The sequence below is a fragment of the Blastococcus sp. SYSU DS0616 genome, from assembly GCF_054051015.1.
Genome location: NZ_JBJHAJ010000042.1, coordinates 1 through 23064, shown reverse-complemented (window position 1 = coordinate 23064; position 23064 = coordinate 1). Strand labels below are relative to the sequence as shown.

At 75.1% G+C, this 23064-nt stretch carries 22 protein-coding genes; 8 read left to right on the top strand and 14 right to left on the bottom strand.

The genetic code is table 11. From position 1 onward, the window contains the following. Positions 1–5: 5 nt before the first annotated feature. Positions 6–413: a hypothetical protein gene (locus ACI79K_RS20310; protein WP_456587817.1), complete on the bottom strand. Its 408-nt coding sequence runs from the start codon at positions 411–413 to the stop codon at positions 6–8. Between the two features lie 161 nt (positions 414–574). On the opposite strand from ACI79K_RS20310, the gene ACI79K_RS20305 reads away from it, so the two are divergent. The 5 genes from ACI79K_RS20305 to ACI79K_RS20285 all read left to right on the top strand — a co-directional run bounded on the left by ACI79K_RS20305 (position 575) and on the right by ACI79K_RS20285 (position 4911). Further along, a complete protein-coding gene (locus ACI79K_RS20305; RefSeq protein ID WP_456587818.1) occupies positions 575–1354 on the top strand; it encodes a glycerophosphodiester phosphodiesterase in 780 nt (259 codons plus the stop codon). Next, on the top strand, positions 1336–2232 hold the full coding sequence (locus ACI79K_RS20300) for a lysophospholipid acyltransferase family protein (RefSeq protein ID WP_456600611.1): 897 nt from the start codon (positions 1336–1338) through the stop codon (positions 2230–2232). Before ACI79K_RS20305 ends, ACI79K_RS20300 begins: the two co-directional genes overlap by 19 nt. Positions 2233–2284: 52 nt before the next feature. Beyond that, positions 2285–3640 (top strand): MFS transporter, encoded by a 1356-nt coding sequence (locus ACI79K_RS20295; protein ID WP_456587820.1) that lies wholly within the window; start codon positions 2285–2287, stop codon positions 3638–3640. Continuing rightward, a complete protein-coding gene (locus tag ACI79K_RS20290) occupies positions 3637–4374 on the top strand; it encodes a thymidine kinase (RefSeq protein ID WP_456587821.1) in 738 nt (245 codons plus the stop codon). The genes ACI79K_RS20295 and ACI79K_RS20290 overlap by 4 nt, the downstream gene beginning before the upstream one ends. 192 nt (positions 4375–4566) lie before the next feature. After that, complete coding sequence (locus tag ACI79K_RS20285; RefSeq protein WP_456587822.1) at positions 4567–4911, top strand: RNA polymerase-binding protein RbpA; 345 nt, start codon at positions 4567–4569, stop codon at positions 4909–4911. Between the two features lie 90 nt (positions 4912–5001). Here ACI79K_RS20285 and ACI79K_RS20280 read toward each other — a convergent pair whose 3' ends face one another. The 4 genes from ACI79K_RS20280 to ACI79K_RS20265 all read right to left on the bottom strand — a co-directional run bounded on the left by ACI79K_RS20280 (position 5002) and on the right by ACI79K_RS20265 (position 9976). After that, positions 5002–5508: an FxsA family protein gene (locus ACI79K_RS20280; RefSeq protein ID WP_456587823.1), complete on the bottom strand. Its 507-nt coding sequence runs from the start codon at positions 5506–5508 to the stop codon at positions 5002–5004. Next, positions 5501–6298: a polyprenol monophosphomannose synthase gene (locus tag ACI79K_RS20275; RefSeq protein ID WP_456587824.1), complete on the bottom strand. Its 798-nt coding sequence runs from the start codon at positions 6296–6298 to the stop codon at positions 5501–5503. Before ACI79K_RS20275 ends, ACI79K_RS20280 begins: the two co-directional genes overlap by 8 nt. Further along, positions 6295–7941 carry an apolipoprotein N-acyltransferase gene (gene lnt, locus ACI79K_RS20270; RefSeq protein WP_456600610.1) on the bottom strand — a complete coding sequence of 549 codons (1647 nt, stop codon included), beginning with the start codon at positions 7939–7941 and terminating at the stop codon, positions 6295–6297. Before lnt ends, ACI79K_RS20275 begins: the two co-directional genes overlap by 4 nt. A gap of 520 nt (positions 7942–8461) precedes the next feature. After that, a complete protein-coding gene (locus ACI79K_RS20265) occupies positions 8462–9976 on the bottom strand; it encodes an amidohydrolase (RefSeq protein WP_456600609.1) in 1515 nt (504 codons plus the stop codon). A 131-nt stretch (positions 9977–10107) separates the two neighbouring features. On the opposite strand from ACI79K_RS20265, the gene ACI79K_RS20260 reads away from it, so the two are divergent. After that, positions 10108–10635 (top strand): GNAT family N-acetyltransferase, encoded by a 528-nt coding sequence (locus ACI79K_RS20260; RefSeq protein ID WP_456587827.1) that lies wholly within the window; start codon positions 10108–10110, stop codon positions 10633–10635. A 9-nt stretch (positions 10636–10644) separates the two neighbouring features. On the opposite strand, the gene ACI79K_RS20255 is transcribed toward ACI79K_RS20260, so the two are convergent. Beyond that, a complete protein-coding gene (locus ACI79K_RS20255; protein ID WP_456587828.1) occupies positions 10645–11505 on the bottom strand; it encodes a lysophospholipid acyltransferase family protein in 861 nt (286 codons plus the stop codon). 9 nt (positions 11506–11514) lie between these two features. Then, a complete protein-coding gene (locus ACI79K_RS20250) occupies positions 11515–12693 on the bottom strand; it encodes a carboxylate-amine ligase (protein WP_456600608.1) in 1179 nt (392 codons plus the stop codon). A 157-nt stretch (positions 12694–12850) separates the two neighbouring features. Between ACI79K_RS20250 and ACI79K_RS20245 the strand changes: the two genes are divergently transcribed. Further along, on the top strand, positions 12851–13696 hold the full coding sequence (locus ACI79K_RS20245) for a hypothetical protein (protein WP_456587830.1): 846 nt from the start codon (positions 12851–12853) through the stop codon (positions 13694–13696). 6 nt (positions 13697–13702) lie between these two features. Here ACI79K_RS20245 and ACI79K_RS20240 read toward each other — a convergent pair whose 3' ends face one another. From ACI79K_RS20240 to ACI79K_RS20225, 4 genes are all read right to left on the bottom strand, one after another. Continuing rightward, on the bottom strand, positions 13703–14839 hold the full coding sequence (locus ACI79K_RS20240; protein WP_456600607.1) for an Rv2578c family radical SAM protein: 1137 nt from the start codon (positions 14837–14839) through the stop codon (positions 13703–13705). Between the two features lie 105 nt (positions 14840–14944). Continuing rightward, a complete protein-coding gene (locus tag ACI79K_RS20235) occupies positions 14945–15508 on the bottom strand; it encodes a dihydrofolate reductase family protein (protein WP_456600606.1) in 564 nt (187 codons plus the stop codon). A 149-nt stretch (positions 15509–15657) separates the two neighbouring features. Beyond that, a complete protein-coding gene (locus ACI79K_RS20230) occupies positions 15658–16131 on the bottom strand; it encodes an Lrp/AsnC family transcriptional regulator (protein WP_456587833.1) in 474 nt (157 codons plus the stop codon). Next, on the bottom strand, positions 16106–17260 hold the full coding sequence (locus ACI79K_RS20225) for a M24 family metallopeptidase (RefSeq protein ID WP_456600605.1): 1155 nt from the start codon (positions 17258–17260) through the stop codon (positions 16106–16108). Before ACI79K_RS20225 ends, ACI79K_RS20230 begins: the two co-directional genes overlap by 26 nt. 133 nt (positions 17261–17393) lie before the next feature. Here ACI79K_RS20225 and ACI79K_RS20220 point away from each other — a divergent pair, with 133 nt between their 5' ends. Next, positions 17394–18311: a 5'-3' exonuclease gene (locus ACI79K_RS20220; protein ID WP_456588019.1), complete on the top strand. Its 918-nt coding sequence runs from the start codon at positions 17394–17396 to the stop codon at positions 18309–18311. 18 nt (positions 18312–18329) lie between these two features. Here ACI79K_RS20220 and ACI79K_RS20215 read toward each other — a convergent pair whose 3' ends face one another. The 3 genes from ACI79K_RS20215 to ACI79K_RS20205 all read right to left on the bottom strand — a co-directional run bounded on the left by ACI79K_RS20215 (position 18330) and on the right by ACI79K_RS20205 (position 22932). Further along, complete coding sequence (locus ACI79K_RS20215) at positions 18330–18995, bottom strand: DUF4333 domain-containing protein (protein WP_456587835.1); 666 nt, start codon at positions 18993–18995, stop codon at positions 18330–18332. 91 nt (positions 18996–19086) lie between these two features. Further along, on the bottom strand, positions 19087–21936 hold the full coding sequence (locus tag ACI79K_RS20210; RefSeq protein ID WP_456595653.1) for a DEAD/DEAH box helicase: 2850 nt from the start codon (positions 21934–21936) through the stop codon (positions 19087–19089). A 108-nt stretch (positions 21937–22044) separates the two neighbouring features. Beyond that, entirely contained in the window at positions 22045–22932 is an 888-nt protein-coding gene (locus ACI79K_RS20205) for a diacylglycerol/lipid kinase family protein (RefSeq protein WP_456600604.1), read from the bottom strand. Between the last annotated feature and the right edge of the window lie 132 nt (positions 22933–23064).

Sequence of the window (23064 nt, the reverse complement as noted above, 5' to 3'; positions counted from 1 at the left end):
GCCGGTCAGCTGGAGCGTTCGGTGACCCAGAGCCGGTCCAGCCGGCCCGTCGAGTGGACGAGGTCGGCCAGGGAACGCTCCAGCTCGGCCTTGGTCGGCCGCTCCTGCAGCAGCGTCTGCACGTCTTCCAGGGCGCAGCGCAGCTGGAACAGCCGGTCCTGCAGCCCGTCCAGCTCCGCCCGTGACACCAGTACGACGTCGCCGGGCAATCCTGCCTTCGCGGTCGCCGAGCGCTGCTCGTAGGCGCGCTGGCGGCAGGCCTGGCCGCAGTACAGCCGCGGCCGCCCGACCGACCCCTGCTGTGGGAGAACCCGGCGGCACCAGCCGCACCGGCGTTCCTCACCGCTCCCCCGGCTGGGGAGTGGTGCGACGGGAAGGGATGCGGTGCTGCCGGACGCGTGCTGCTGTGCCACGCCTGCGCACGCTAGACGCCGCTGACGACAGTCCTGCATGACACGCCAGAACAGGCGTGGAAGGGCTGCCGACCTGTGGCCGGAGGCTGGTCGACCACCGCCTCCGACCGTGTCGACGGGGCCTCGCAGGTGCGCCGACCGGTGCCACTAGCGTGGACGACGTGCCTGCCGCGCGCTTCGCCTTCCTCGACGCGCCGACGCCGTTGGCCATGGCGCACCGCGGTGGAGCGATCGAGCACCTGGAGAACAGCATGCCGGCCTTCCAGGCCTGCGTGGACCTGGGCTACCGGTACCTCGAGACGGACGTGCAGGTGACGGCCGACGGCGTCCTCGTCGCCTTCCACGATCCCACGCTGGAGCGGGTCACCGACCGCAGCGGCCGCCTCGACGGCCTGACCTGGGCACAAGTTTCCGAGGCCCGCATCGGCGGCCGGGAGCCGATCGTGCGCCTCGAGGACCTGCTGGGCGCGTGGCCCGACGTCCGGTTCAACCTCGACATCAAGGCCGCCGGCGTGCTGGCCCCGCTCGTGCGCCTGGTGCGGCGCATGAAGGTGCTCGACCGCATCTGCCTGGGCTCGTTCTCCGACGCCCGCGTCGCCGCGGCCCGGCGGCTCTTCGGACCGATGCTCTGCACCTCGCTGGGGCCCCGGGGGGTCGCGGCGCTGCGGTTGTCCTCCTACTCCCCCCGCGCCGCCGGGCTGGTGCGCATCCCGGCCGGCTGCGCGCAGGTGCCCCTGCATCTCGGCGGCCGCGCCCTGGTGGACGAGCGCTTCCTCGCCGCCGCCCACGCGCGCGGTCTGCAGGTGCACGTGTGGATCGTCGACGACCCCGATGAGGCCGCGGCCCTGCTCGACCTCGGGGTCGACGGCATCATGACCGATCGGCCGGCGATGCTGCGCGAGGTGCTGGAGAAGCGCGGCCAGTGGGCGCCACCGTCGTGACGTGGCTCCGGGACTGGCGTCCGCGCACGCCCCCGCTGCCGGAGGACCTCGCGGCCCTCGTCCGGCCCGACGACCCCGAGTGGTTCGCCCGGGAGCTGGCCATCGCCTTCGCCCCGCCGTGGTGGTTCTGGCGGTTCGTGCTGCGTCGCTTCTCGTGGCTGGTGAGCGTCTTCGGCCGCGTGGAGGTCACCGGCGAGATCCCCGAGGAGCTGCGGCGGGGGCCCTTGCTGCTGGCCGCCAACCACATCGGCGACTTCGATCCCTTCGTCATCGCCGTCGCCCTGCACCGGCTGGGCGTCTCCCCCCGGATCATGGCCACCGGGGGCATCGTCTCCGCGCCGGTCGCCGGCCCGCTGCTGGAACGGACCGGCGCCATCCGGGTGGAGCGGGGCACCGAGCTGGCCCGCCACGCCGTCCGCGTCACCGAGGTGGCCCTGGTGCACGGAGGCCACGTCGTCGCCTATCCCGAAGGCCGGGTGGGCCTGGCGCCGGACCTCTGGCCCGAACGGGGCCGCACCGGAATGGCGCGGCTCGCACTGGGCCTGCGGGTGCCCGTGCTCCCGGTGAGCCAGTGGGGTGCGCACGAGGTGCTCCAGTACGGCAACGACCTCGGCAAGCTGCGCACCCTGCTGCGGGCCGTGCTGCGCCGTCCCGCGTTGCGGGTGCACGTCGGCCCGCCGGTCGTCTTCGACGACCTGGAGATGGGCCGCGTGGGAGACGCCAACCGGGCGCGCACCCGCATCGCCGCTGCGCTCACCCGGGGCCTGCGCCCACTGCGGTCCGACGAGCTCGACGGCCCCGCGTTCGTCGACCCGACACGGCCCACGACCGCCGTCGCCGCCTTTCCCGGCGGTGTCGTGCCGGAGGACATCCCGTGACCGGCGCGGGCCGGTGCTGGACCGGCCGCCACCTGCCTGGCACCCTGCCGCGGTGACCACCGCCGTCCCCGCCGCCGACCCGTCGGTGCCGTCGACCGATCCCGCCCTCCGGCGCGAGCGGTTCGGCTGGTACTCCTACGACTGGGCGATGTCGGTCTTCAACACCTCGGTGACGACCGTCTTCCTCGGCCCGTACCTGACCGCGATCGCGCGGGACGCCGCGGGCCCGGACGAGCGGCTCTCCTTCCTCGGGCTGTCGCTCGCGGCCGGCAGCTGGTTCTCCTACGTGCTGTCGGCGTCGGTCGTCCTGCAGGTGCTCGTGCTGCCCCTCGCCGGCGCCGTCGCCGACCGCACCGGCCGCAAGCGGGAGATGCTCACCGGGCTGGCGATCCTCGGGGCGCTCGCGACGACCGGCCTGTTCTTCGCCGGCGACGGCCGGTGGCTGCTGGGCGCGGGTCTGTTCGTCCTCGCCAACATCGCGTTCGGCGCGGCCACGGTCGTCTACTACTCGTGGCTGCCGGAGCTGGCCGGACCCGACGAGCGCGACGCCGTCTCCAGCAAGGGCTGGGCGTTCGGCTACGTCGGCGGGGCGCTGCTGCTGGCGGTCCACCTGGGCCTGGTCGTCGCGGCCGAGGACCTGGGGCTGACGACCGGTGAGGCCGTGCGTATCTGCCTGGCGACGGCGGGGCTGTGGTGGGGGGCCTTCACGCTGTTCTCGGTGTCCCGCCTGCGCAACCGCCCGGTCGCGCCCTCCGCAGGCCGGTCCAGCAGCAGCTTCCGCCAGCTGGCCACCACCTTCCGCGAGATGCGGGCCTTCCCGCTGACGCTGTGGTTCCTCGGTGCCTACCTGCTGTTCAACGACGGCGTGCAGACGGTCATCTCCCTGTCGGCCACCTACGCCACCGAGGAGCTGGACCTGGCGCAGGACGTGCTCACCGGCGCGATCCTGATGGTCCAGGTGGTGGCGATCTTCGGCGCGCTGGGCCTCGGCCGCCTGGCCGGTCGCTACGGCGCCAAGCGGGTCGTCCTGGGCGCCCTGGTGGCCTGGATCGGTGTGCTGTTCGCCGCGTTCTCCCTGCAGACCGGCGCGGTCGCCCAGTTCTACGCCCTCGCCGCCGTCATCGGGCTCGTGCAGGGCGGCACCCAGGCCCTCTCCCGCTCCTTGTTCAGCCAGCTCATCCCGGCGGGCAAGGAGGCGGAGTACTTCGGCTTCTACGAGATCAGCGACCGCGGCACCAGCTGGCTCGGGCCGCTCGCGTTCGGCCTCACCTACCAGCTGACCGGCTCCTACCGGCTGGCCATCGTCAGCCTGGTGATCTTCTTCGTGGCCGGGTTCGTCGCGCTGGCCGCGCTGCCGATGCGCCGCGCTGTCGTCGCCGCCGGCAACACGCCGCCGGAGAAGCTGTGACCGCGCCCGACGGCGAGCGGCCCGCTCCCCCGCCGCCGATGGTGCCCGCCTCCGGCGACCGGCGACGCCACCCCGCACCGGCCCATCTGCGGTTCTTCCACGGCCCCATGGACTGCGGGAAGTCCACGCTGGCGCTGCAGGTCGACCACAACCACAGCCGGCAGGGCCGGCACGGGTTGCTGGTCACCCAGGGCGACCGGTCCGCGGCTCCGCGGATCAGCTCCCGCGTCGGGCTCTGCCGGGCGGCGATGGAAGTGCACGCGGGCACCGACCTGCGGCTGCTCGTCCGCACGCGCTGGGCCGACGGCCACCGGGTCGACTACCTGATCGTCGACGAGGCGCAGTTCCTCCTCCCCGCCCAGGTGGACCAGCTGGCCGAGCTGGTCGACGAGTCGCACGTCGACGTCTACGCCTTCGGGCTCACCACCGACTTCCGCGCGCAGCTGTTCCCCGGCACCCGGCGCCTGCTGGAGCTGGCCGACGAGGTGCAGCGCATCCAGGTGGAGGTGCTCTGCTGGTGCGGTCTCCCGGGGCTGCTCAACGCCCGGGTCGTCGACGGCGTCATGGTCCGCTCCGGCGCGACCGTCGTCGTCGCCGACACCGCTCCCCCCGAGCTGCCCGGGGAGGGCGCCGGCGCCCCCGCCGTCCGGTACCAGGTGCTCTGCCGGCGGCACTACGTGCGCGGCGAGCTGGGCCCCACCGCCGCCGGGCCGGGCCAGCTCGCCCTGCCCTGAACGGCGGCTCCTCACCCCTGCGGGGGGCGCCCGCGCCCCGGATCCCACCCCATGCGATGATGAGCAGCCGATTCGGCGGAATCTCTCCGCCTTTTCGGTCGTTCATCTCTCTGACTCCCCGGTCGCCTGGGTACTGCCCTGGCCACCGGACGTCGAGTCCCGACCGACACGAGCACGAGAGGACGGTGTGCCATGGGTGAGCGTTCCCTGCGCGGCAGCCGACTGGGCAGCGTCAGCTATGAGACCGAGCGCAACACCGCGCCCATCGAGCGGCAGTACGCCGAGTACCGGTGCGCCTCGGGCCACCTGTTCACGGTGCCCTTCGCCGACGACGCGGAGCTCCCCGACACCTGGGAGTGCAAGTTCGACGGTTCCGCGGCGAAGCTGGTCGGTGGGACCGAGCCGGCGCCCAAGAAGGTGAAGCCCCCGCGGACGCACTGGGACATGCTCCTGGAGCGGCGCAGCGTGGAGGACCTCGAAGAGGTCCTCGCCGAGCGCCTCGAGGTGCTCCGGGGCCGGCGGACACGCGCCAGCTGACCCCAGCCCTACCGCAGTGACCGGACGGCCCCGGTGGAGAGATCCACCGGGGCCGTTCCGCGTCCGGGGCCGGGTGCCCCCGGGAGCGGGTCAGGCCTTCTGGTCGGGGTCCCGCAGGACCTCCCCCTCGATCACGAGCGGCTCCCCACGGCCGTAGGACTCGGTGGTGTCCACCGGGGCGGTACGGGTGCTCCCCACGCGCACCGGTCCACGCAGGTGCTCGGGCAGCCGGGCGAGCACCACCCGCCGGAGCGCGCCACGCACCAGCCCCCGGGTGCCCGGCAGCAGGCACAGCAGCCCGATCAGGTCACCGAGGAAGCCCGGCAGCACCATCAGCAGACCGCCGACGGCGACCAGCCCGGCGTCACCGAGCTCGCGGCCCGCGGCCTCGCGTGACCGCGCCCGCTGCCGCAGGTCGGCGAGGGCCCGCCGGCCCTGGCTGGCCAGCAGCACCCATCCGAGCGCACTGGTGACGAGGGTGGCGAGGATCGTCCACCCGAGGCCGATCCAGGCGGCGACCAGCACGAAGACCACCAGCTCCGCCAGCGCGGTCAGCCCCACCACCGTGCGCAGTCTCCGACGCACCACGTCAGCCACGTCGCCTCCCCTCTCCAGGTCGTGCCGTTCCCGCTCCCCCGCCGGTCACGGGTGGCCGCACGCGTCCGGGCAGCCAGTCGGCCAGCCGGTCCTGCACGCCCCACACGGTCACGCGCGCCCACGCCTCTCCAACGATCGAGCCGCTCATCTTGCTCCGGCCGAACGCACGTTCGGTGAAGGTGATCGGCACCTCGGTGACGCGGGCCCCTGATCGCAGGGCTCGCCAGGCCCAGTCGACCTGGAAGCAGTAGCCCTCGCTCGCCACCTCGTCGAACGGGAGCCGGTCGATCAGCTCGGCGCGGGCCGCCCGGAAGCCCCCGGTGGCGTCGCGCAGCGGCAGCCGCAGCGCCCACCGGGTGTACCGGTTCCCGAGGCGGGACAGCACCAGCCGGTGCAGCGGCCAGTCCTCGACCCGGCCACCGTCGACGTAGCGGGACCCCAGCACGAGGTCGGCGTCGGCCAGGGCGGCGAGCAGGGCGGGCAGCTGCTCGGGCGGGTGCGAGCCGTCGGCGTCCATCTCGACCAGGACGTCGTAACCGCGCTCCTGGGCCCAGCGGAACCCGGCGACGTAGGCACGTCCCAGGCCGGCCTTCGCGGCGCGGTGCAGGACGTGGACGCGGGGATCGGCCGCCGCCAGCGAGTCGGCGATCCGCCCGGTGCCGTCGGGCGAGCCGTCGTCGACGACCAGGGCGTGCGCCTCCGGGACGCTGGCGTGCAGCCTGCCGAGCACCCGCTCGAGGTTCTCCGCCTCGTTGTAGGTCGGGACGACCACCAGGACGCGCTCGCTCACGCCCGGCTCCCCGCACGCCGCCGGAGGGCGGCGCACAGCGCCGCGCCGAGCCCCAGGGCGGTGAGGAGCACCTCCGGCGCGGCACCGAGCCGCTGGGCGACCGTCCGGCCGTCCCGCTGGGCCACCTCGGCCACGAACACCGCGGGCTCGAACAGCTCGGAGGAGCGCACCACGGTGCCGTCCGGCGCCACGATCGCGGAGATGCCGCTGGTCGCGGCCACCGCGACGGTGCGGCCGAACTCGACCGCGCGCACCCGGCTCATCGCCAGCTGCTGGGCGCTCTCGTCGGTGTAGCCGAACGTGGCGTTGTTGGTCTGAACCACGAGCATGCCCGCACCACCGTCGACGACGTCGCGCACGAGGCCGTCGTACACCACCTCGAAGCAGATGAGGTCGCCGAGCCGCACGCCACCGATGTCGAGGACGCCCACCTCGTCCCCCGCGGCGAAGTCCCGGCGGACGAGGTCGACCTTGTCGCTGAAGAACCGGAAGAAGTCGCGGGCCGGGACGTACTCGGCGAACGGAACGGGATGCCGCTTGACGTACGTGTCGCCGGGACCGCCCTCGGGGGTCCAGACGATCGCGGTGTTGCTGATGTACTCCCCCGGGCCGTTCACGACCGCGCCGACCAGCACCGGCGCACCCACCGCATCGGCCGCGCGCTGGATCTGCGCCGCGGCGTCGGCGTTGCGGTAGGGATCGATGTCCGAGCTGTTCTCCGGCCAGAGGACGACGTCGGGAGGTGGCTGCCGGCCGGCGGCCACCTCCCCGGCCAGGCGCAGCGTCTGCTGGACGTGGTTGTCGAGCACCGCCCGCCGCTGGGCGTTGAAGTCCAGGCCGGCGCGCGGTACGTCGCCCTGGATCACCGCGACGGTGGCGGTGGGGCCGCCTGCGGTGAGGGAGCCCCCGGCCAGCGGCAGCCAGGCCAACCCGCCCACCAGCGGGATCGTCAGCGCGCCGGCCAGCGCGGCCGCCGCCCCGCGACGGTGCCGGGCCGTGATCCCTGCCGCGCTCCGTCCCTGCGCGAGGGCGAGGGCCGCCGCCAGCAGGGTGCCGGTGAGCGCGACGGCGAAGCCGACCAGCGGGACACCGCCGTACGCGGCGAACGCCAGGAAGGGGCCCTCGGTCTGGGAGAGGCCCAGCCGGCCCCAGGGGAACCCCCCGAAGGGGAAGCGGCCGCGGCCCGCCTCGACGGCCACCCACAGGGCGGCGGCCCACAGCGGCCAGGCGGGGAGCCGGGACGTGAGCGCGGTCAGGCCCCCGAGCGCGGCGACGAACAGCGCCTGGCTGACCGCGAGGGCCAGCCACGGGACGGCCCCGACGTAGATGCCGGTCCAGGAGAGCAGGGGGACGAAGAAGGTGAGCCCGGTGACCAGCCCGAGCCAGAGACCGGCGCGGACGCTGCGCCCGTGGACGGCGACGGCGAGCGCGGCCGGGCCCAGCACCGCCAGGGCGGCGAGGTCGTATCCCGGGAACGCCAGGAACATCGCCAGCCCGCCGCAGGCAGCCAGGACGGTGCGCCAGGGGGCGCGCGACCAGCGGGAGGCCGGAGCTCCCGCCGGCGGCACGGGCCGCCCGGCAGCGTCGGGGCCGGCCGGGCGCGCGAGCGTCCAGGTTCCCGGCCCGCCATCGCCTGCGGGCACGCAGCGCCTCCCCGGTGCAGCCGCCCACCCGGGGCGGGACGTCCCCGCGCCCGTTCGGGCGGGGTCCGGGCCGCGGTGTCCGCGGCCCCGACCCAGCATCCCATCCCGGCGGAGTGGGCGAGCGCGTGTGCGCCGGGACCTTCCGTCCGAACCACCGGACCCCTGCTCCCGGGGGCGCCGGCGGTCGCCCTCCGCGATCGGCGCGCCTTCGGGCCGGACGGCCGGTCGCTGGCGGCGATCGGCGCGACCGTTGTCTGATGGCGCGGCTCCACGGGGGCTCCGCCGGGGTGCCCGCACACGCCGCGACCGGCGGCCCGCCGGCCCCCCGCGACCCGGGAGCGCACCCGAGATCGGGAGCGCCGGCCGGAGGGACTGACGCGCCTGCCGGGGAACGTGCGTGCGGTGCTCCCGGTCAGGAACTGCAGGGACTGTAAGAACTGCCCCGCGCCGAATCGAGACCCTGGCGAGCTGTGCGTCGCAGTGTGATCGAATCGTTACTGATCGTTGACAGCGACGGCGCTCACCCCGCGCCCGTCACCACCCGGCCGTCGACGAGCAGACCGGCGCAGCCGGGTCGGATCCGGTTGCCGAGGACGCCGGAGAGCCCCTGGTCGGTGGCCCACAGCGCGAGGTCCGCGGGCGCTCCCACGGCCAGCGGCCCGGCCGGGTGCTCGGCGCGGACGGCGAACCAGCCGCCGTGCGTGGCGGCGTCGAAGGCGTCGAAGGGACGCAACCCGGAATCCGGCGTCCGGTGGTCGACGGCCGCGTGCACCGCCCCCCAGGGGTCCAGCGGAGTCACCGGCGCATCGCTGCCGAGAGCCAGGGCGACCCCCGCGTCCGCGAGCTCGGCCAACGGATTGGTGGCCAGGGCCCGCTCGACGCCGAGCCGCTCGGCGTACATGCCCGCATCGCCTCCCCAGGTGGCGTCGAAGGCCGGCTGCACGCTGGCCACCATCTGCCAGTCCCGCATCCGGTCGATGGCCGCGGCGGAGGGCATCTCCAGGTGCTCGAGGCGGTGACGGCAGGCGCGGACGGCCGCGACGCCCAGCTCCGCGACGACGGCGCCGACGGCGTCCAGGACCTGCTCGACGGCGGCGTCCCCGATGACGTGGAAGCCGGCCTGGATCCCCGCCGCCGTGCAGGCGCGCACGTGCTCCACCAGCGCGGCGGACTCGAACCGCAGGGTGCCCGACGTCTCGGGTCGGTCACTGTAAGGAGCGCTCAGGGCGGCGGTGTGCGAGCCGAGGGCGCCGTCGCAGAACAGGTCTCCCCCGGCGCCGGCGAGACCGAGTTCCCGGACCAGCTCCAGGCCGCCGCGCTCGGACAGCTCGCCCCAGTACCCCACGACGCGCGGGCCGGGCACCTCGGCGGCCAGGGCCAGCAGCTCCCTCAGGTCGTCGGCGGAGGAGACCTCCGGCCCGGCCATCTCGTGCAGGCTGCCGATCCCCAGGGCGGCCGCCGCGGACCGGGCGGCGCGCTGTGCGGCGCGGCGCTGCGCGGTCCCCACCGCACCGTAGGCGGCCTGGCGGGCGGCGTGGTGGGCGTCCAGGCGCAGCCGTCCGTCCGGCGAGAACCCCGGGAGCCCGGTGATGCCCGGGACGAGGTCGAGCAGCGCGGTGGAGACCGTCGCCGAGTGGACGTCGACACGGGCCAGGTAGACCGGGCGCCCGGCGGCCACGGCGTCGACGTCGGCGCGCGTCGGGCCCCGTCGCTCGGGCCAGTCGGTCTCGTCCCAGCCGGTGCCCAGGACGATCCCGCCTGGCGCCGTCGCGACGTGGGCTCGGATGGACTCCATCGCATGGGCGAGGCTGGGGCTCGAGTGCAGGTCGAGACCGGTCAGCGCCAGACCGGTCGCCGTGGCGTGCACGTGCGCGTCGACGAAGGCAGGCGTCAGCAGCGCCCCCTCCCCCGCGACCGCGTGATCGGCACGCGGGGCCTTTGCGGCAGCACCGGTCCAGGCGATCCGGCCGTCGACGACGTGCACGGCGCGCCCGGGGCGGTCGCCGATCCGCACGTCGGTGAGCAGCAGGCTCATGTGGCGTCCACCTCTCGTCCCCGCGCTCGCGTCCGACCGCGAGGCGACGAGTAGGAGATCACGCCGACTCGGCCGCTCCGGCGGGAGACCCTCCGGTGGCCGGGCGCCCCGCCCGACGGTAGGCAGGACCGATGGGCGGCAAGGGGAAGGAGCTGCGCACCGAGCGGCTGCGGCTGCGCCCCTGGACCACCGGCCCGGCGGACCTGGCCCGGCTTCGCGACGTCTACCGCCGGGAGGAGGTGACCCGCTGGCTGGGCGGGACGCCGTCGGTGCCCCCGGCCGAGCTGGTCGAGCGCTGGGCCGAGGTGCACCGCCAGGACGAGACGTTCCTGTGCTGGGCGATCGAGCGACCCGACGGCGTCCCGGCGGGCACGGTGCTGCTCAAGCCGCTGCCGAACGGGGTGGGCGAGGTGGAGGTCGGGTGGCACCTGCACCCCGACTCGTGGGGTCACGGCTACGCCACCGAGGCCGCGCGGGCGGTGATCGACCGGGCGTTCGTTCGCGGCCTCCCCGAGGTCTACGCCGTCGTCCGACCCGGCAACGAGCCGTCGATGGCGGTGTGCCGGCGGCTGGGCATGACCCCGCTGGGCCGGATGCGGCGCTGGTACGACGTCGAGCTGGAGGCCTTCCGGCTCATGGCGCCGGTCGTCGTCGAGTGAGCTGTCCGCTCAGCGGCGGCGGAGCAGCCCGGTGAGCCGGCGGGCCGGGGACTTCTTCGCGCGCGTCGTCCCCCGCCCCGCCGCGCGCACCGCGTCGGCGGCCGCCGCCTCCGACGGCGTGGGGGCGGTGCCCCCGAGGTGGGCCGGGAGCCACCAGCGGTCGTCGTCGCCGGCGGGCCGGTCGGGGTAGCTGCGCTGCGCCTCGTCGAGCAGCGCCACCATGGCGGTGCGCGTGCGGTCCAGCAGCGCGGCGATCTGCTCCCCCGGCTCGGGGGTGATCGGGTCGCCCAGGAAGACCATGACCGGGACGCCCCGGCGCAGCTCCACCTTGTGGTTCTTGGTCGCCACCCGGTGCCCGCCCCACACCGCCGCCGGGATGATCGGCACACCGGCGTCGATGGCCATGCGGGCGGCGCCTGCCTTGAGGTCCTTGACCGTGAAGCTCGTGCTGATGGTGGCCTCGGGGAAGACGCCGACCACCTCGCCGTCCTTGAGGGCGCGCACGGCGGCCTCGAACGCCGTCGAGCCGGCTTTCCGGTCGACGGGGATGTGCTTCATGGCCCGCATGAACGGCCCGGCGAGCCAGTGCTCGAACACGGGCGACTTCGCCATGAACCGGACGAGGCGGTGCTGCGGCAGCGCGCCCAGGCCGAGGAAGGTGAAGTCGAAGAAGCTGACGTGGTTGCTGCAGATGATCGCCCCACCCACGGGTGGGACGTGCTGCGAGCCGCGGACGTCGAACCGGAACCGGAGGAGCCGGAAGACGACGAGTGCCAGTCGGATGACCAGGCGGTAGGGCTTGTCCCTCGGGTCGGGCGACGTGCCGAACAGCCCCGGACGGACGACGTCGCGCCAGCTCGCGGTGTACATGGCGGGAATCTAGCGGCTCGCGCCGGCGGTCGCCCGGGGGGTCTCCTCCCCCGCGGTGACGGCGACGGCCGCCCGGACGACGGCGGCGAGGTCGCCGGTCTCGCGGTGCACGCGCCGCTGGAGGTCCGCTCCCGTCCCGCGGGTCAGGAGGGCGTCCAGACCGCTGCTCACCACGGCTTCGTCGCCGGCCTCGGCGAGCGCGGGCCGGACGTGATCCAGCAGATCGGCCAGCACGTCGGCGGCCGGGGCGGGCCGGCCGGTTCGCGGGTGCACCAGGTCACCGGAGAGCCCGGAGCGGGAGGCGCGCCAGGACGCCAGGCGGAGCACCTCCGCGCGCGTCTCCGGTACCGCTCCCCCGGCGCGGGCCTCCCGGGCGGCGGTCTCGACCAGGCCGCGCACGAGCCCGGCGAGGGTGACGGCGTCCTCCACACGCATCAGCACGTCGGCCGTGCGGACCTCGACGGTGGGCCAGGTGGCCGACAGGCGGGCGTCGAAGTAGACCATCCCGTCGTCCAGCACGGTCCCGGTGGCGAGCACCGCCTCGACGAGCCGGTGGTAGTCCGCCGCGTCGTGGAAGGGCTCGTTCGGGCCGGCCGAGGGCCATCGGTGCCACACCTGCGACCGGAAGCTGGCGTAGGAGGTGTCCCGGCCCTGCCAGAACGGCGAGTTCGCGCTGAGCGCGGTCAGCACCGGCAGCCAGTTGCGGATGCGGTTGAGCACCGCCACCCCTTCCTCGTCGTCGGCCACCGACACGTGCACGTGGCAGCCGCAGGTGAGGACCTCCTCAGCGGTGCGCCCGAAGGTCTCGAGCAGGCGCCCGTAGCGCTCGCCCTCCGTGGGGACCGGCGTCACGCCGACCGGCGAGGTGGCCAGGGCGGCGACGCGGGCACCCACGGCGGCGGCCGCGTCGTCGGCCCGGCCGCGCCAGTGCTGCAGCTGGCTGCGGATCTCGGCCAGCGTCGTGCACACCGGCGTGCCGAGTTCCATCTGGTGGGCCTTCAGCTCGGGGACGAGGCGGGCGGTCTCCGGGACGGCGACGTCCTTGCCGCGCTCCTCGAGGTCGTGCTGGTGGACGTCCTCGCCCTCGCCGCGGCGCGCCGCGACCGCCAGGGCCTCCGGGGCCCGGGGAACGGGAACGCCGTGGGGGTCGACGACCAGCAGTTCTTCCTCGACGCCCACCGTTCGCACGGTCCCATGATCCAGAGGGACATCGCCGGGCGCAGATCCAACCGGTCCTGGTGGTCCGTTGGTGATGCGGTGCCCGAAGGGCGCCGGTTTTGGTTGCTCGTCAAATCAGCACAACGAATGTTGTCCCGATTGTTGGGGATAACGGTAGACTGGACGCATGCCACGTGCCTGGCAGCAGCCGTTGCCCGACATGCCTGCCCTACCGCCGGCACGCGCCTGGGCCCGGCTGCGACCGCCTCCTGGGTACGAGGACCAGTGGCGCCGGCTGGCCGACGCGGCGCTCGAGCTCGATCTCGGGCCCGAGGAGCTGGCGGCCGGTGGCCTCGACGAGCTGTCCGCCGCGCGCGGCTGGAAGCCGGCCACCGTCGCGCTCTACAGCAAGGTCGCCCGCTACGGCGGTCTGGCGCTCGCGCAGCCGGCCACCCCCGAGCCGGATCCGCCGCAGCTCGATCTCCGGCCGCTGACCCGGATCCGCGCCGAGGACCCCGAGCACCTGCGCTCGGTGGCCTGGTGCGCGCTCGCCCTGGGCTGGCCCGCGCCGGTCGGCGCCTTCCGTTCGCTGCGGCGGGACCAGGTGCGGGCGACCGCGCGCCGCCTGCACGTCACCACCGACGACGGCGAGTGGTCCGTCCCCGGGGCGCTGACCGCCTGGCACGCCTGGGAGGCGGCTCGGGCGAGGTTCCCGGCGCTGGCCGCCAGTCCCTGGGTGCTGCCGGCGCTGCGCCGGGGGCCCGGCCTGGATTCCCGCATCGGTGGCAGGCTCTCCAACCAGGCCCTGCAGGCCACCTTCACCAAGCACGTGCGCGCCACGGTCGGGCACCTGCGCGCCACCGTCGCCCCGTCCCGCCGCGAGGCCGTCGAGGAGCTCGCCGCTGCCTACCGGACGCTGTCCTACGACTCCTACCGCCGGCTGGCGCTCGCGGCCGGCGCCCAGCCGGTGGGATCCCGCGGCATGGTCCGCGCCACCCGAGCGGTGGCCCGGGCGTCCCGGCAGGCCGGCTGAGCGCGCTCAGAGCAGCGTCAGCTGCTCAGCCGCACCACCGGGGGCGGGGGCCGACGCTGCACCCCGGTCGGGGACAGGACCGGGCCCCGGGAGCGCCGTGGAGGGCAGGCTGCCGGCGGGGAAGCCGACCTCTTCGTCGCCGGGCACGCCCATGACCTCGACCTGGCGGGCCGCCCCGCCGGACCGCCGGTCCAGGCCGTGCCGGGCCAGCAGCGGCGCCACCTGCCGGGCCAGCCACGTGCGGTACTCGGCCGGCACGTAGGCCCGGCGGGCGTACAGGCGCTCGTACCGCGGAACGAGTTCGGGGTGCACGCGACGCAGCCAGGCCATGAACCACTCCCGGGCGCCCGGGCGCAGGTGCAGCGGGATCACGGTCACGCCGGACGCCCCGGCCGCGGCGATCGCAGCGAGTGCGGCGTCCAGCTGCGCGGGAGAGTCGGTGAGGCCGGGGAGCACGGGCGCGAGGAAGGCCCCGCAGGGCAGCCCGGCGTCGGCCAGCGCCCGGATCAGCTCCAGCCGGGCGCGCGGGCCGGGGACGCCGGGCTCGAGCGCGGCGTGCAGGTCGTCGTCCCAGATGGCGATCGAGACCCCCAACCCCACGGGGACGTCGCGGGCGGCGGCCGCAAGCAGGGGGATGTCGCGCCGCAGTAGGGTGCCCTTGGTGAGGATGGAGAAGGGGGTGGCGGACGCGGCGAGCGCCTCGATCACCCCGGGCATGAGCCGATAGCGACCCTCGGCCCGCTGGTAGGGGTCGGTGTTCGTGCCGAGGGCGACGTGCTCGCGCCGCCATGACGGCCGGGCCAGCTCCCGCCGCAGCACCTCGACCAGGTTGGTCTTGACCACGACCTGGGTGTCGAAGTCCCGGCCCGAGTCGAGCTCCAGCCATTCGTGCGTCCGGCGAGCGAAGCAGTACACGCACGAATGCGAGCAGCCGCGGTAGGGGTTGATGGTCCACGGGAAGGGCATCGCCGACTCCCCCGGCACGCGGTTCAGCGCGCTCCTGGACCGCACCTCGTGGAAGGTGAGCCCGGGGAACTCGGGCACCTGCACGCTGCGCAGCAGCCCACGGATGGTCGGCATGCCGGGCAGCGCCCCGGGCTCGTCGACGTCGAGTCGCTGCGCGTCCCACCGCATGCCCACCATCCGAACACACGTTCGAACGACTGTCCAGCTGTCGGATGGGTGGCGGGGCCCGACGTCGACCGGTGCGGCTGCCCGGTGACCACCGGTCCTACCGACGTCGGACAGCTACCGCCTGGTCTCGTACCTGGTCAGGACCACGCCGTCGGGAAACGTCCGGGTCTCCACCAGGGTCAGGTCCACCCAGTTGTCCAGGGCCGTGAAGAACGGCGTGCCGCTCCCCACCAGGACCGGTGCGGTGGCCACCACGTACTCGTCGATCAGCCCGGCCCGCATCGCCGCTGCGGCGAGTGTGGCGCCGCCGATGTCCATGGGGCCGCCGTCCTCGGCCTTCAGCCGGGTGATCTCGGCGACCGCGTCGCCGGTGACCAGGCGGGCGTTGCCGTCGACCGCGCTGATCGTGGAGGAGAACACCATCTTCGGCATGTCCCGCCAGCGGCGGGCGAACTCGATCTCCGCCGGTGTGACGCCGGGCTGCTGGTCGGCGGTCGGCCAGTGGGAACTCATCGTCTCCCACAGTTTCCGCCCGTACAGCGCCAGGCCGGTCGCCCCCACCCGGTCGGACCACCACTGGAACAGCTCGTCGCTCGGCACGCTCCAGCCGATGTCGTCGCCGGGCGCGGCGATGTAGCCGTCCAGGCTCACGTTCATGCCGAAGCTCAGTCTCCGCACGGCGTCTGCCTCCCATGAGTCGGTCTCCGGCGTACAGACCGGCGCACCGCGGGAGAGTCATCGGTCAGGCCACACCGGGGGGCCGGTCGACCACCACGCCCGGCGAAGGCTGCGCCCGGGACCCCCTCGTGACGCATGACAGCCGGCGGTCAGATCGGTGGCCGGGCCTCGTAGGGGGTGGAGAGGACCACCGTCGTCCGGGTGCGGACGTTCGCGGCGGCGCGGATCTCCTTGAGCAGGTTCTCCAGCGCGTCCGGCGAGGCCACCCGCACCTTGAGGATGTAGCTCTCCACCCCCGCGACCGCGTGGCACTCCTCGATGGCGTCGAGGTGCGCCAGCAGGGCCGGCGCGTCGTCGGTCTGCGCGTCGGTCGGGGTGATCGACACGAAGGCCGTCAGCGGCAGGCCGATCTGCGTGGCGTCGAGCGTCGCCCGGTACCCGGTGATCAGCCCGCGCTGCTCGAGCCGCCGCACCCGCTGGTGCACGGCCGACACCGACAGCCCCACCCGCTCGGCCAGCTCGGTGAAGCTGGCTCGGCCGTCGCGGGCGAGCGCCGCCATCAGCGCCCGGTCGACGTCCAGCGGGACGCCCCCGGCCTCAGCCGGGGAGTTCGACGAGCTCACGGGGACCGTTGTTCAGGACGCGGACGCCGTCGTCGGTGCAGACGACGATGTCCTCGATGCGGGCGCCGTGGCGACCGGGCAGGTAGATGCCCGGCTCCACGGAGAACGCCATGCCCGGCTCCAGCGGGAGCTGGTTGCCGGCCACGATGTAGGGCGCCTCGTGGCTGTCCAGTCCGATGCCGTGCCCGGTGCGGTGGATGAAGTACTCGCCCCAGCCGGCGTCGGCGATCACGGTGCGGGCCGCCGCGTCGATCTGCTCGGCCGTCACGCCGGGGCGCACCGCGGCGGTCGCCGCCTGCTGCGCGGCGTGCAGCACCTCGTACCACTGCGCCACGTCGGCCGGTGCGCTCCCGCCGACGACGTAGGTCCTGGTGCAGTCGGAGCGGTAGCCGGTCGCCGTCTCGCCGCCGATGTCCACGACGACGACGTCCCCGGCCTCCACCGTGCGGCCGGAGAGCTCGTGGTGAGGGCTGGCGCCGTTGGGCCCCGAGCCGACGATGGTGAAGTCCACCCCCACGTGCCCCTCGGCCAGGATGGCCGCCGCGATGTCGGCGCCGACCTCCGCCTCGGTGCGGCCGACCCGCAGCCACTCCCCCATGCGGGCGTGCACCCGGTCGATCGCCGCGCCGGCCCGGGCCAGCTCCTCGACCTCGGCGGGCGTCTTCACCATGCGGAGCCGGTCCACGACCGGGCTCGCGAGCTCCAGCGCCGACCCGGGCAGCGCCCGCTGCACACCCAGCGCGTGCTCGGCCCACGTACGCGACCCGACGGCGACCCGGGCGGGGGCGGAGCCGAGCCGGGCGGTCGCCGCCCCGGCCAGCACCGCGAACGCGTCATCGGTCTCGTCCCAGGCGAGCACCTCCAGGCCGAGCGCTCCGGCCGGGCTGGCGTCGACCATGGGCGCCTCCAGGCGGGGCACGACGAGGAACGCCTCGCCCGAGCGGGGCACCGCGAGGGCGGTCAGCCGCTCCATCGCGTGGGCGGCGTAGCCGCACAGGTAGCGGAGGTCGGCGCCGGGGGTGAGCACGAGGAGGTCCACGCCCAGCTCACCGGCGATCGCCCGGGCGGCGTGCACCCGGTCGACGGTCACGAGCGGGCCTGTTCCGGCCGGTTCTGTCACGGTTGTCACCGGCGCAGAGTAGCCACGCCGGACCACCCTTCCCCGCAATCGTTGCCAGACCGCTACCGTCCGCGGACGTGGACGAGCACGCGCAGTCCGGGCGGACGACGGCACAGGTCGGCGGGGTGGCCGCGTGACCACCATGCTCCTGGACGCCGCATCGCTGTACTTCCGCGCCTTCTACGGCGTCCCGACCAGCGTCACCACCCCGGACGGGCGGCCGATCAACGCCGTCCGGGGTTTTCTGGACATGACGGCGCGCCTGGTCACCGCGCACGCGCCGGACCGGCTGGTCGCCTGCTGGGACGACGACTGGCGGCCGGCGTTCCGGGTGGCGGCGCTGCCCTCGTACAAGGCCCACCGGGTCGCGCCAGAGGGCGGCGAGGAGACCCCCGACGAGCTCGCTCCGCAGGTGCCGGTCCTGATCGAGGTGCTCGCCGCCGCTGGGATCGCCCGCGTCGGCGCACCGGGCTACGAGGCCGACGACGTGATCGGCACGCTCGCCACCCGGGCCCGCGGCCCCGTCGACGTCGTCACCGGCGACCGCGACCTGTTCCAGCTGGTCGACGACGCCCGCGGCGTGCGGGTGCTGTACACGGCGCGGGGCATCTCCGACCTGGAGTTCGTCGACGAGGCCGCCGTCACCGCGAAGTACGGCATCCCCGGCCGGGCCTACGCCGATTTCGCCGTCCTCCGCGGCGACCCGAGCGACGGGCTGCCCGGCGTGCCCGGCGTGGGCGCGAAGACCGCCGCCGCGCTCATCGGCGAGTTCGGCGACCTGGCCGGCATCCGGGCGGCGGTGGCGCGCACGGTGGTCCCGGCGCCGCCGCTGACGGCGGCCGTGCTGAAGAAGCTGCACGCGGCCGCCGACTACCTCGACGCCGCCCCGGTGGTGGTCGCCGTGGCGCGGGACATCGATCTGCCCGCGGTCGAAGGCGCCCTCCCCCGCTCCCCCGCCGACCCCGGCGCGCTGGCCGCGCTGGCCGAGCGGCACGGCCTGCAGTCCTCCCTCGGCCGCCTGGGTGCCGCGCTGGGCTGGCCGGCGGACGCGCTCGGCTGAGCACGCCTCAGCCGCGGGTCACGGCTCGCTCCAGGTGTACCGGGCGCCCTCGGCGTCGGTGATCTCGATCCGGAGGGTGATCTCCTCGTCGTCGGCGGTCACGCCGGTGCACGCGTAGGTGGCCCCCTCCTCCACGCGCATCTCCTGGTCGCAGTTCAGGTCGACGGCGACGCCCTCGCGCTGTTCGAACTGCTCGGCGACGTCGCGCTCCACCGCCGAGCGCGAGAGCACCGTCGGCCCGGTGGTGCTCGCCAGGACGACGCCGCCGACGAGGACGGCCGCCAGCACGAGCAGCCCCACGAGCAGCCCGGTCCGCGTCGTGCGGGCCGGAGGCCGGGCGAGCGCGTACTGCGGCAGTCCGGAACCGCTCGCGCCCGGGGGCCCGTACTGCGCCGGCGGGCCGGACTGCGGCTGCCCGTACTGCGGCTGCCCGTGCGGTGGCTGCCCGTACCGGGGTGGGCCGTACCCGCCGGCGCCCGGGTGCCTGTGCTGCGGCGGCTGGCCGTAGGGAGCCTGACCGAACGGTGGGGCGCCGTAGGGCCGCGTGTCCCCGGGCCGGCCGTAGCCGGCCGGAGCCTGCCCGTGGGGCCAGGCCGGCGGACCCCACGGCTGCTGCGGGGGCGCGGGACGGTCCCCGCCCGGTGCATCACCGGAGGAGTGCTCGCCGTGCGGCGGATGGGTCATCGTCGCTCCCGACTGCCTGCGTCCGGTCGGCGACCGGGCGCCGGGGATTCTGCCGCACCCGAGCACCGGGCCGGTGGCGGCGGACCGCTGATCAGCCGCCGACGGCGACGGCGACGACCCCCCGCCGCACTCGCTCCACCGCGGCCCGGGCGGTTCGGGCCACGGGGTCGTCGGCGACCTTGCCGAGCTGGTCCAGGAGGTCGATGAGCTGCCGCGCCCAGCGGACGAAGTCACCCCCGGAGAGCTCGGTGCCGGCCTGCTCGGCGCCGGCGAGCACCCGGTCCAGGCTCTGCCCGTCGGCCCAGCGGTAGGCGGCCCAGGCGAAGCCGAGATCGAGGTCGCGGCCGGCCGGTACGCCGTGGTCGAGCTCGACGTCCTGCAGCCGGGAGCGGATGGCGCGCATCTCGCCGATCGCCACGCCGACCTTGCCGGCCGGGACGGCGGGGAGGGCAGGGTTGTCCCGCCGCGCCTCGAAGACCAGTGTCGAGACCACGGCCGCCAGCTCGGCCGGCGTCAGGCCGCGCCAGATGCCGGCCCGCAGGCACTCGGCGGCGAGCAGGTCCGACTCCGACCAGATGCGGGCCAGCCGGCGGCCGTCGTCGGTCACCCTGTCCTCCTCCGCCCCCGCGTCGTCGACCGCACCGACCACCTCGGTGTCGGCCGGGACCAGCGGCGCGACCTCCGGCACCAGGTAGCCCAGTTCCTCCAGGACGTCGCAGGTGCGGTCGAACTGGCGCGTGAGGGAGCCGGTGCGCTCGGCCATCTTCCGCTGCAGCGACTCCGCTTCGTGCACCGCGCGCAGCCAGCGCTCGGCCATCCGCACCCGCTCCTCGCGGTCGGGCAGCTGGTGCACCGGGTGGTTGCGCAGCGCCTGCCGCAGGTCGGCGAGCACCGGGTCGTCGGCCGCCGCCGAGCGCCCCTTCTTCACCCGGCGCGCCCCCAGCTCGTGCTCCACCCGTGCGTTGCGCAGGGTGGAGGCGAGGTCGCGGCGGGCGTGCGGGCTGCGGTGGTTGAAGTTCTTGGGCACCCGCACCCGGGCCAGCGCCTGCACCGGCGTCGGGAAGTCCACCGAGCCCAGCCGCCCGGCCCACTTGTCCTCGGTCAGCACCAGGGGGCGTGGATCGGCCAGGTCGGTGATGCCCGGGTCGAGGACGACGGCCAGCCCCTGCCGGCGGCCCGTCGGCACGCGGATGACGTCCCCCGGGCGCAGCGCGGCCAGTGCATCGGCGGCCTCCATCCGGCGCTTGGCCTGCGAGTCCCGGGAGAGCTCCTTCTCCCGGTCGGCGATCTCCCGGCGCAACTGCGCGTAGGCCCCGACGTCACCGCGGTCGGAGCGCATCTCCGCGGCGAACTGCGCGGCGTCCCGCTCGTGACGGGCCGCCGCCCGCGCCAGGCCGACCACCGAGCGGTCGGCCTGGAACTGGGCGAAGGAGCTCGCCAGCAGTTCGCGGGCCCGGGCCCGCCCGAAGGAACCCACCAGGTTGACCGCCATGTTGTAGCTCGGCCGGAACGACGACCGGAGCGGGTAGGTGCGGGTGCTGGCCAGCCCGGCGACCACGCTCGGGTCCATCCCCGGCGCCCAGATGACGACGGCGTGCCCCTCCACGTCGATGCCGCGGCGCCCGGCGCGACCGGTCAGCTGCGTGTACTCCCCCGGCGTGATGTCGACGTGCGCCTCGCCGTTCCACTTCACCAGCCGCTCGAGGACGACGGTGCGCGCGGGCATGTTGATGCCCAGCGCCAGGGTCTCGGTGGCGAAGACGGCCTTGACCAGGCCGCGGACGAAGCACTCCTCGACGGTCTCCTTGAACGCCGGCACCAGCCCCGCGTGGTGGGCGGCGAGCCCGGCGAGCAGGCCCTCGCGCCACTCCCAGAACCCGAGGACGTGCAGGTCCTCCTCCGGCAGCGATCCGGTGCGCTCGTCGATGATCGCAGCGATCTCGGCCCGCTCGGCCTCGTCGGTGAGGCGCAACCCGCTGAGCAGGCACTGGTGCACGGCGGCGTCGCACCCGTTGCGGCTGAACACGAACGTGATCGCGGGCAGCAGGCCGGCGCGGTCGAGCCGTTCGACGACGTCGGACCGGGCGGGCGGCCGGTACCGGGGCCGGTGGTGGCCCTCCCGGCGCGAGGAGCCACCCCAGCTGTCGATGCGACGCTCGTGCTCGCGCACGTAGCGGACCAGTTCGGGGTCGACCACGGAGGCGCCGCGCTCGCGCGTGGACAGCGACCGGGGTTCCACGCCCTGCTCCCCCGCGTGCGCCGCGGGGCGCAGGGCGAACAGGTCGAACACCCGGTTGCCGACGAGCATGTGCTGCCAGAGGGGGATCGGCCGGACCTCGCTGACCACGACCTCCGTGTCGCCGCGCACGGTGACCAGCCAGTCGGCGAACTCCTCCGCGTTGCTCACCGTCGCCGACAGGGAGATCAGGGTCACCGACTGCGGCAGGTGGATGATCACCTCCTCCCACACGGCACCGCGGAACCGGTCGGCCAGGTAGTGGACCTCGTCCATGACCACGTAGCCCAGCCCCGCCAGCGCCGGCGACTCGGCGTAGAGCATGTTGCGGAGCACCTCGGTGGTCATCACGATCACCGGGGCGTCGCCGTTGACGGCGTTGTCGCCGGTCAGCAACCCGACCCGGTCGGCGCCGTAGCGCTCGACCAGGTCGTTGTACTTCTGGTTCGACAGCGCCTTGATCGGCGTCGTGTAGAAGGCCTTGCGCCCCTCGGCGAGCGCCTTGTGCACGGCGAACTCACCCACCACGGTCTTCCCGGCACCGGTCGGGGCGCAGACCAGCACGCCGGAGCCGCGCTCGAGCGCCTCGCAGGCCTCCACCTGGAACGGGTCCAGGGAGAAGCCGAGCTCGGCGGTGAACTCGGCCAGGACCGGGTGGGAGGTCCGCCTCCGGGCAGCTGCGTACCGCTCAGCGGGGCTGGACATGCCCCCACGTTAGGCGCTCTGCCCGGGTCGATCAGCGGAAGGACCCCGTCCTCCCCGCCCCTCGACGGCTCGGGGCGAGCCCCGGGACGCGGCCGAGCGACCCGGTGCTCAGGCCCGGCCGGCGCCGACGACGCGGAGGGCGCCGGGGACGCACTCGCTCACGACCGGCAGCGGGGCCACCAGCTCGCCGTCGGCGTAGGTGCTGACGCCGGCGCACGCCAGCTCCACCCGGGCGGCCCGGTGCACCGTCACCGCGGGGTGGTGGACATGGGTGCCGTCGGCCAGCCGCGGCTTGGTGCGGACCAGCTCCCGCCGGGAGACGACCCCCACGACGGTGACGTCGAGGAGTCCGTCGGCGACGTCGGCTCCCGGGCACATCCGCAAGCCGCCCCCGTACCAGGCCGTGTTGCCGACGGCGACCATGGTGGCCGGCAGGGTGCGCGCCACCCCGTCCAGGGTGAGCATCACCTCGTAGGGCCGCAGCCGGGCCAGCTCCGCCAGGACGGCGACGTCGTACCGGCGGCGGCCGCGTGGCCAGCGGAGCCGGTTGGCGCGGTCGGTCACCGCGGAGTCGAAGCCGCAGCAGAGCACGGTGGCCCACCACCGGCCGGCGGTCCGGCCGGCGTCGACCGCCCGGGCGCGGCCGGCCAGCAGGTCGCCGGCGGCGGCGCGGGCGGCGGCCACCGGATCGGTCGGCACGGCGAGGGCCAGCGCCAGGTCGTTGCCGGTGCCGGCCGGGACCACGGCGAGCGGGACGGGTGTGCCGGCGACCGCCTGCAGCCCCGCGTGGGCGGCGCCGTCGCCCCCGATCGCGACGACGGCGCGGGCGCCGCCGTCGACCGCGACCGCTGCCTGCCGCTCGGCGTCGGGTCGGGTGGTCGCGGCGAGCACCCGGGGCGCCAGGCCCTCCTCGCGCAGGGCGTCGAGGACCGCCCGGGCCACGGCGCGGGCGCGGCCCCGCCCGGCGGCCGGGCTGACCAGGACCGCGACGTCCACGCCGGTCAGCCGCGGGCCGACGGCGAGGGTTCGACCGGCTCCTCCAGCGGTGACGGACTGGCGTCCAGCGGGGAGGCCTCGTCGTCGTCCAGCCCGTGGAAGTGCTCGGCGGCCGCGCGCCGGGCCCGGCGA

Excerpts from the sequence above, each read along its gene's own strand:
- ACI79K_RS20245 (WP_456587830.1), top strand. The coding sequence starts at position 12,851 with ATGCCACGTGCCTGGCAGCAGCCGTTGCCCGACATGCCTGCCCTACCG.
- ACI79K_RS20240 (WP_456600607.1), bottom strand. The coding sequence starts at position 14,839 with ATGGTGGGCATGCGGTGGGACGCGCAGCGACTCGACGTCGACGAGCCC.
- ACI79K_RS20265 (WP_456600609.1), bottom strand. The coding sequence starts at position 9,976 with ATGAGCCTGCTGCTCACCGACGTGCGGATCGGCGACCGCCCCGGGCGC.
- ACI79K_RS20220 (WP_456588019.1), top strand. The coding sequence starts at position 17,394 with ATGCTCCTGGACGCCGCATCGCTGTACTTCCGCGCCTTCTACGGCGTC.
- ACI79K_RS20210 (WP_456595653.1), bottom strand. The coding sequence starts at position 21,936 with ATGTCCAGCCCCGCTGAGCGGTACGCAGCTGCCCGGAGGCGGACCTCC.
- ACI79K_RS20215 (WP_456587835.1), bottom strand. The coding sequence starts at position 18,995 with ATGACCCATCCGCCGCACGGCGAGCACTCCTCCGGTGATGCACCGGGC.
- ACI79K_RS20285 (WP_456587822.1), top strand. The coding sequence starts at position 4,567 with ATGGGTGAGCGTTCCCTGCGCGGCAGCCGACTGGGCAGCGTCAGCTAT.
- ACI79K_RS20260 (WP_456587827.1), top strand. The coding sequence starts at position 10,108 with ATGGGCGGCAAGGGGAAGGAGCTGCGCACCGAGCGGCTGCGGCTGCGC.
- ACI79K_RS20255 (WP_456587828.1), bottom strand. The coding sequence starts at position 11,505 with ATGTACACCGCGAGCTGGCGCGACGTCGTCCGTCCGGGGCTGTTCGGC.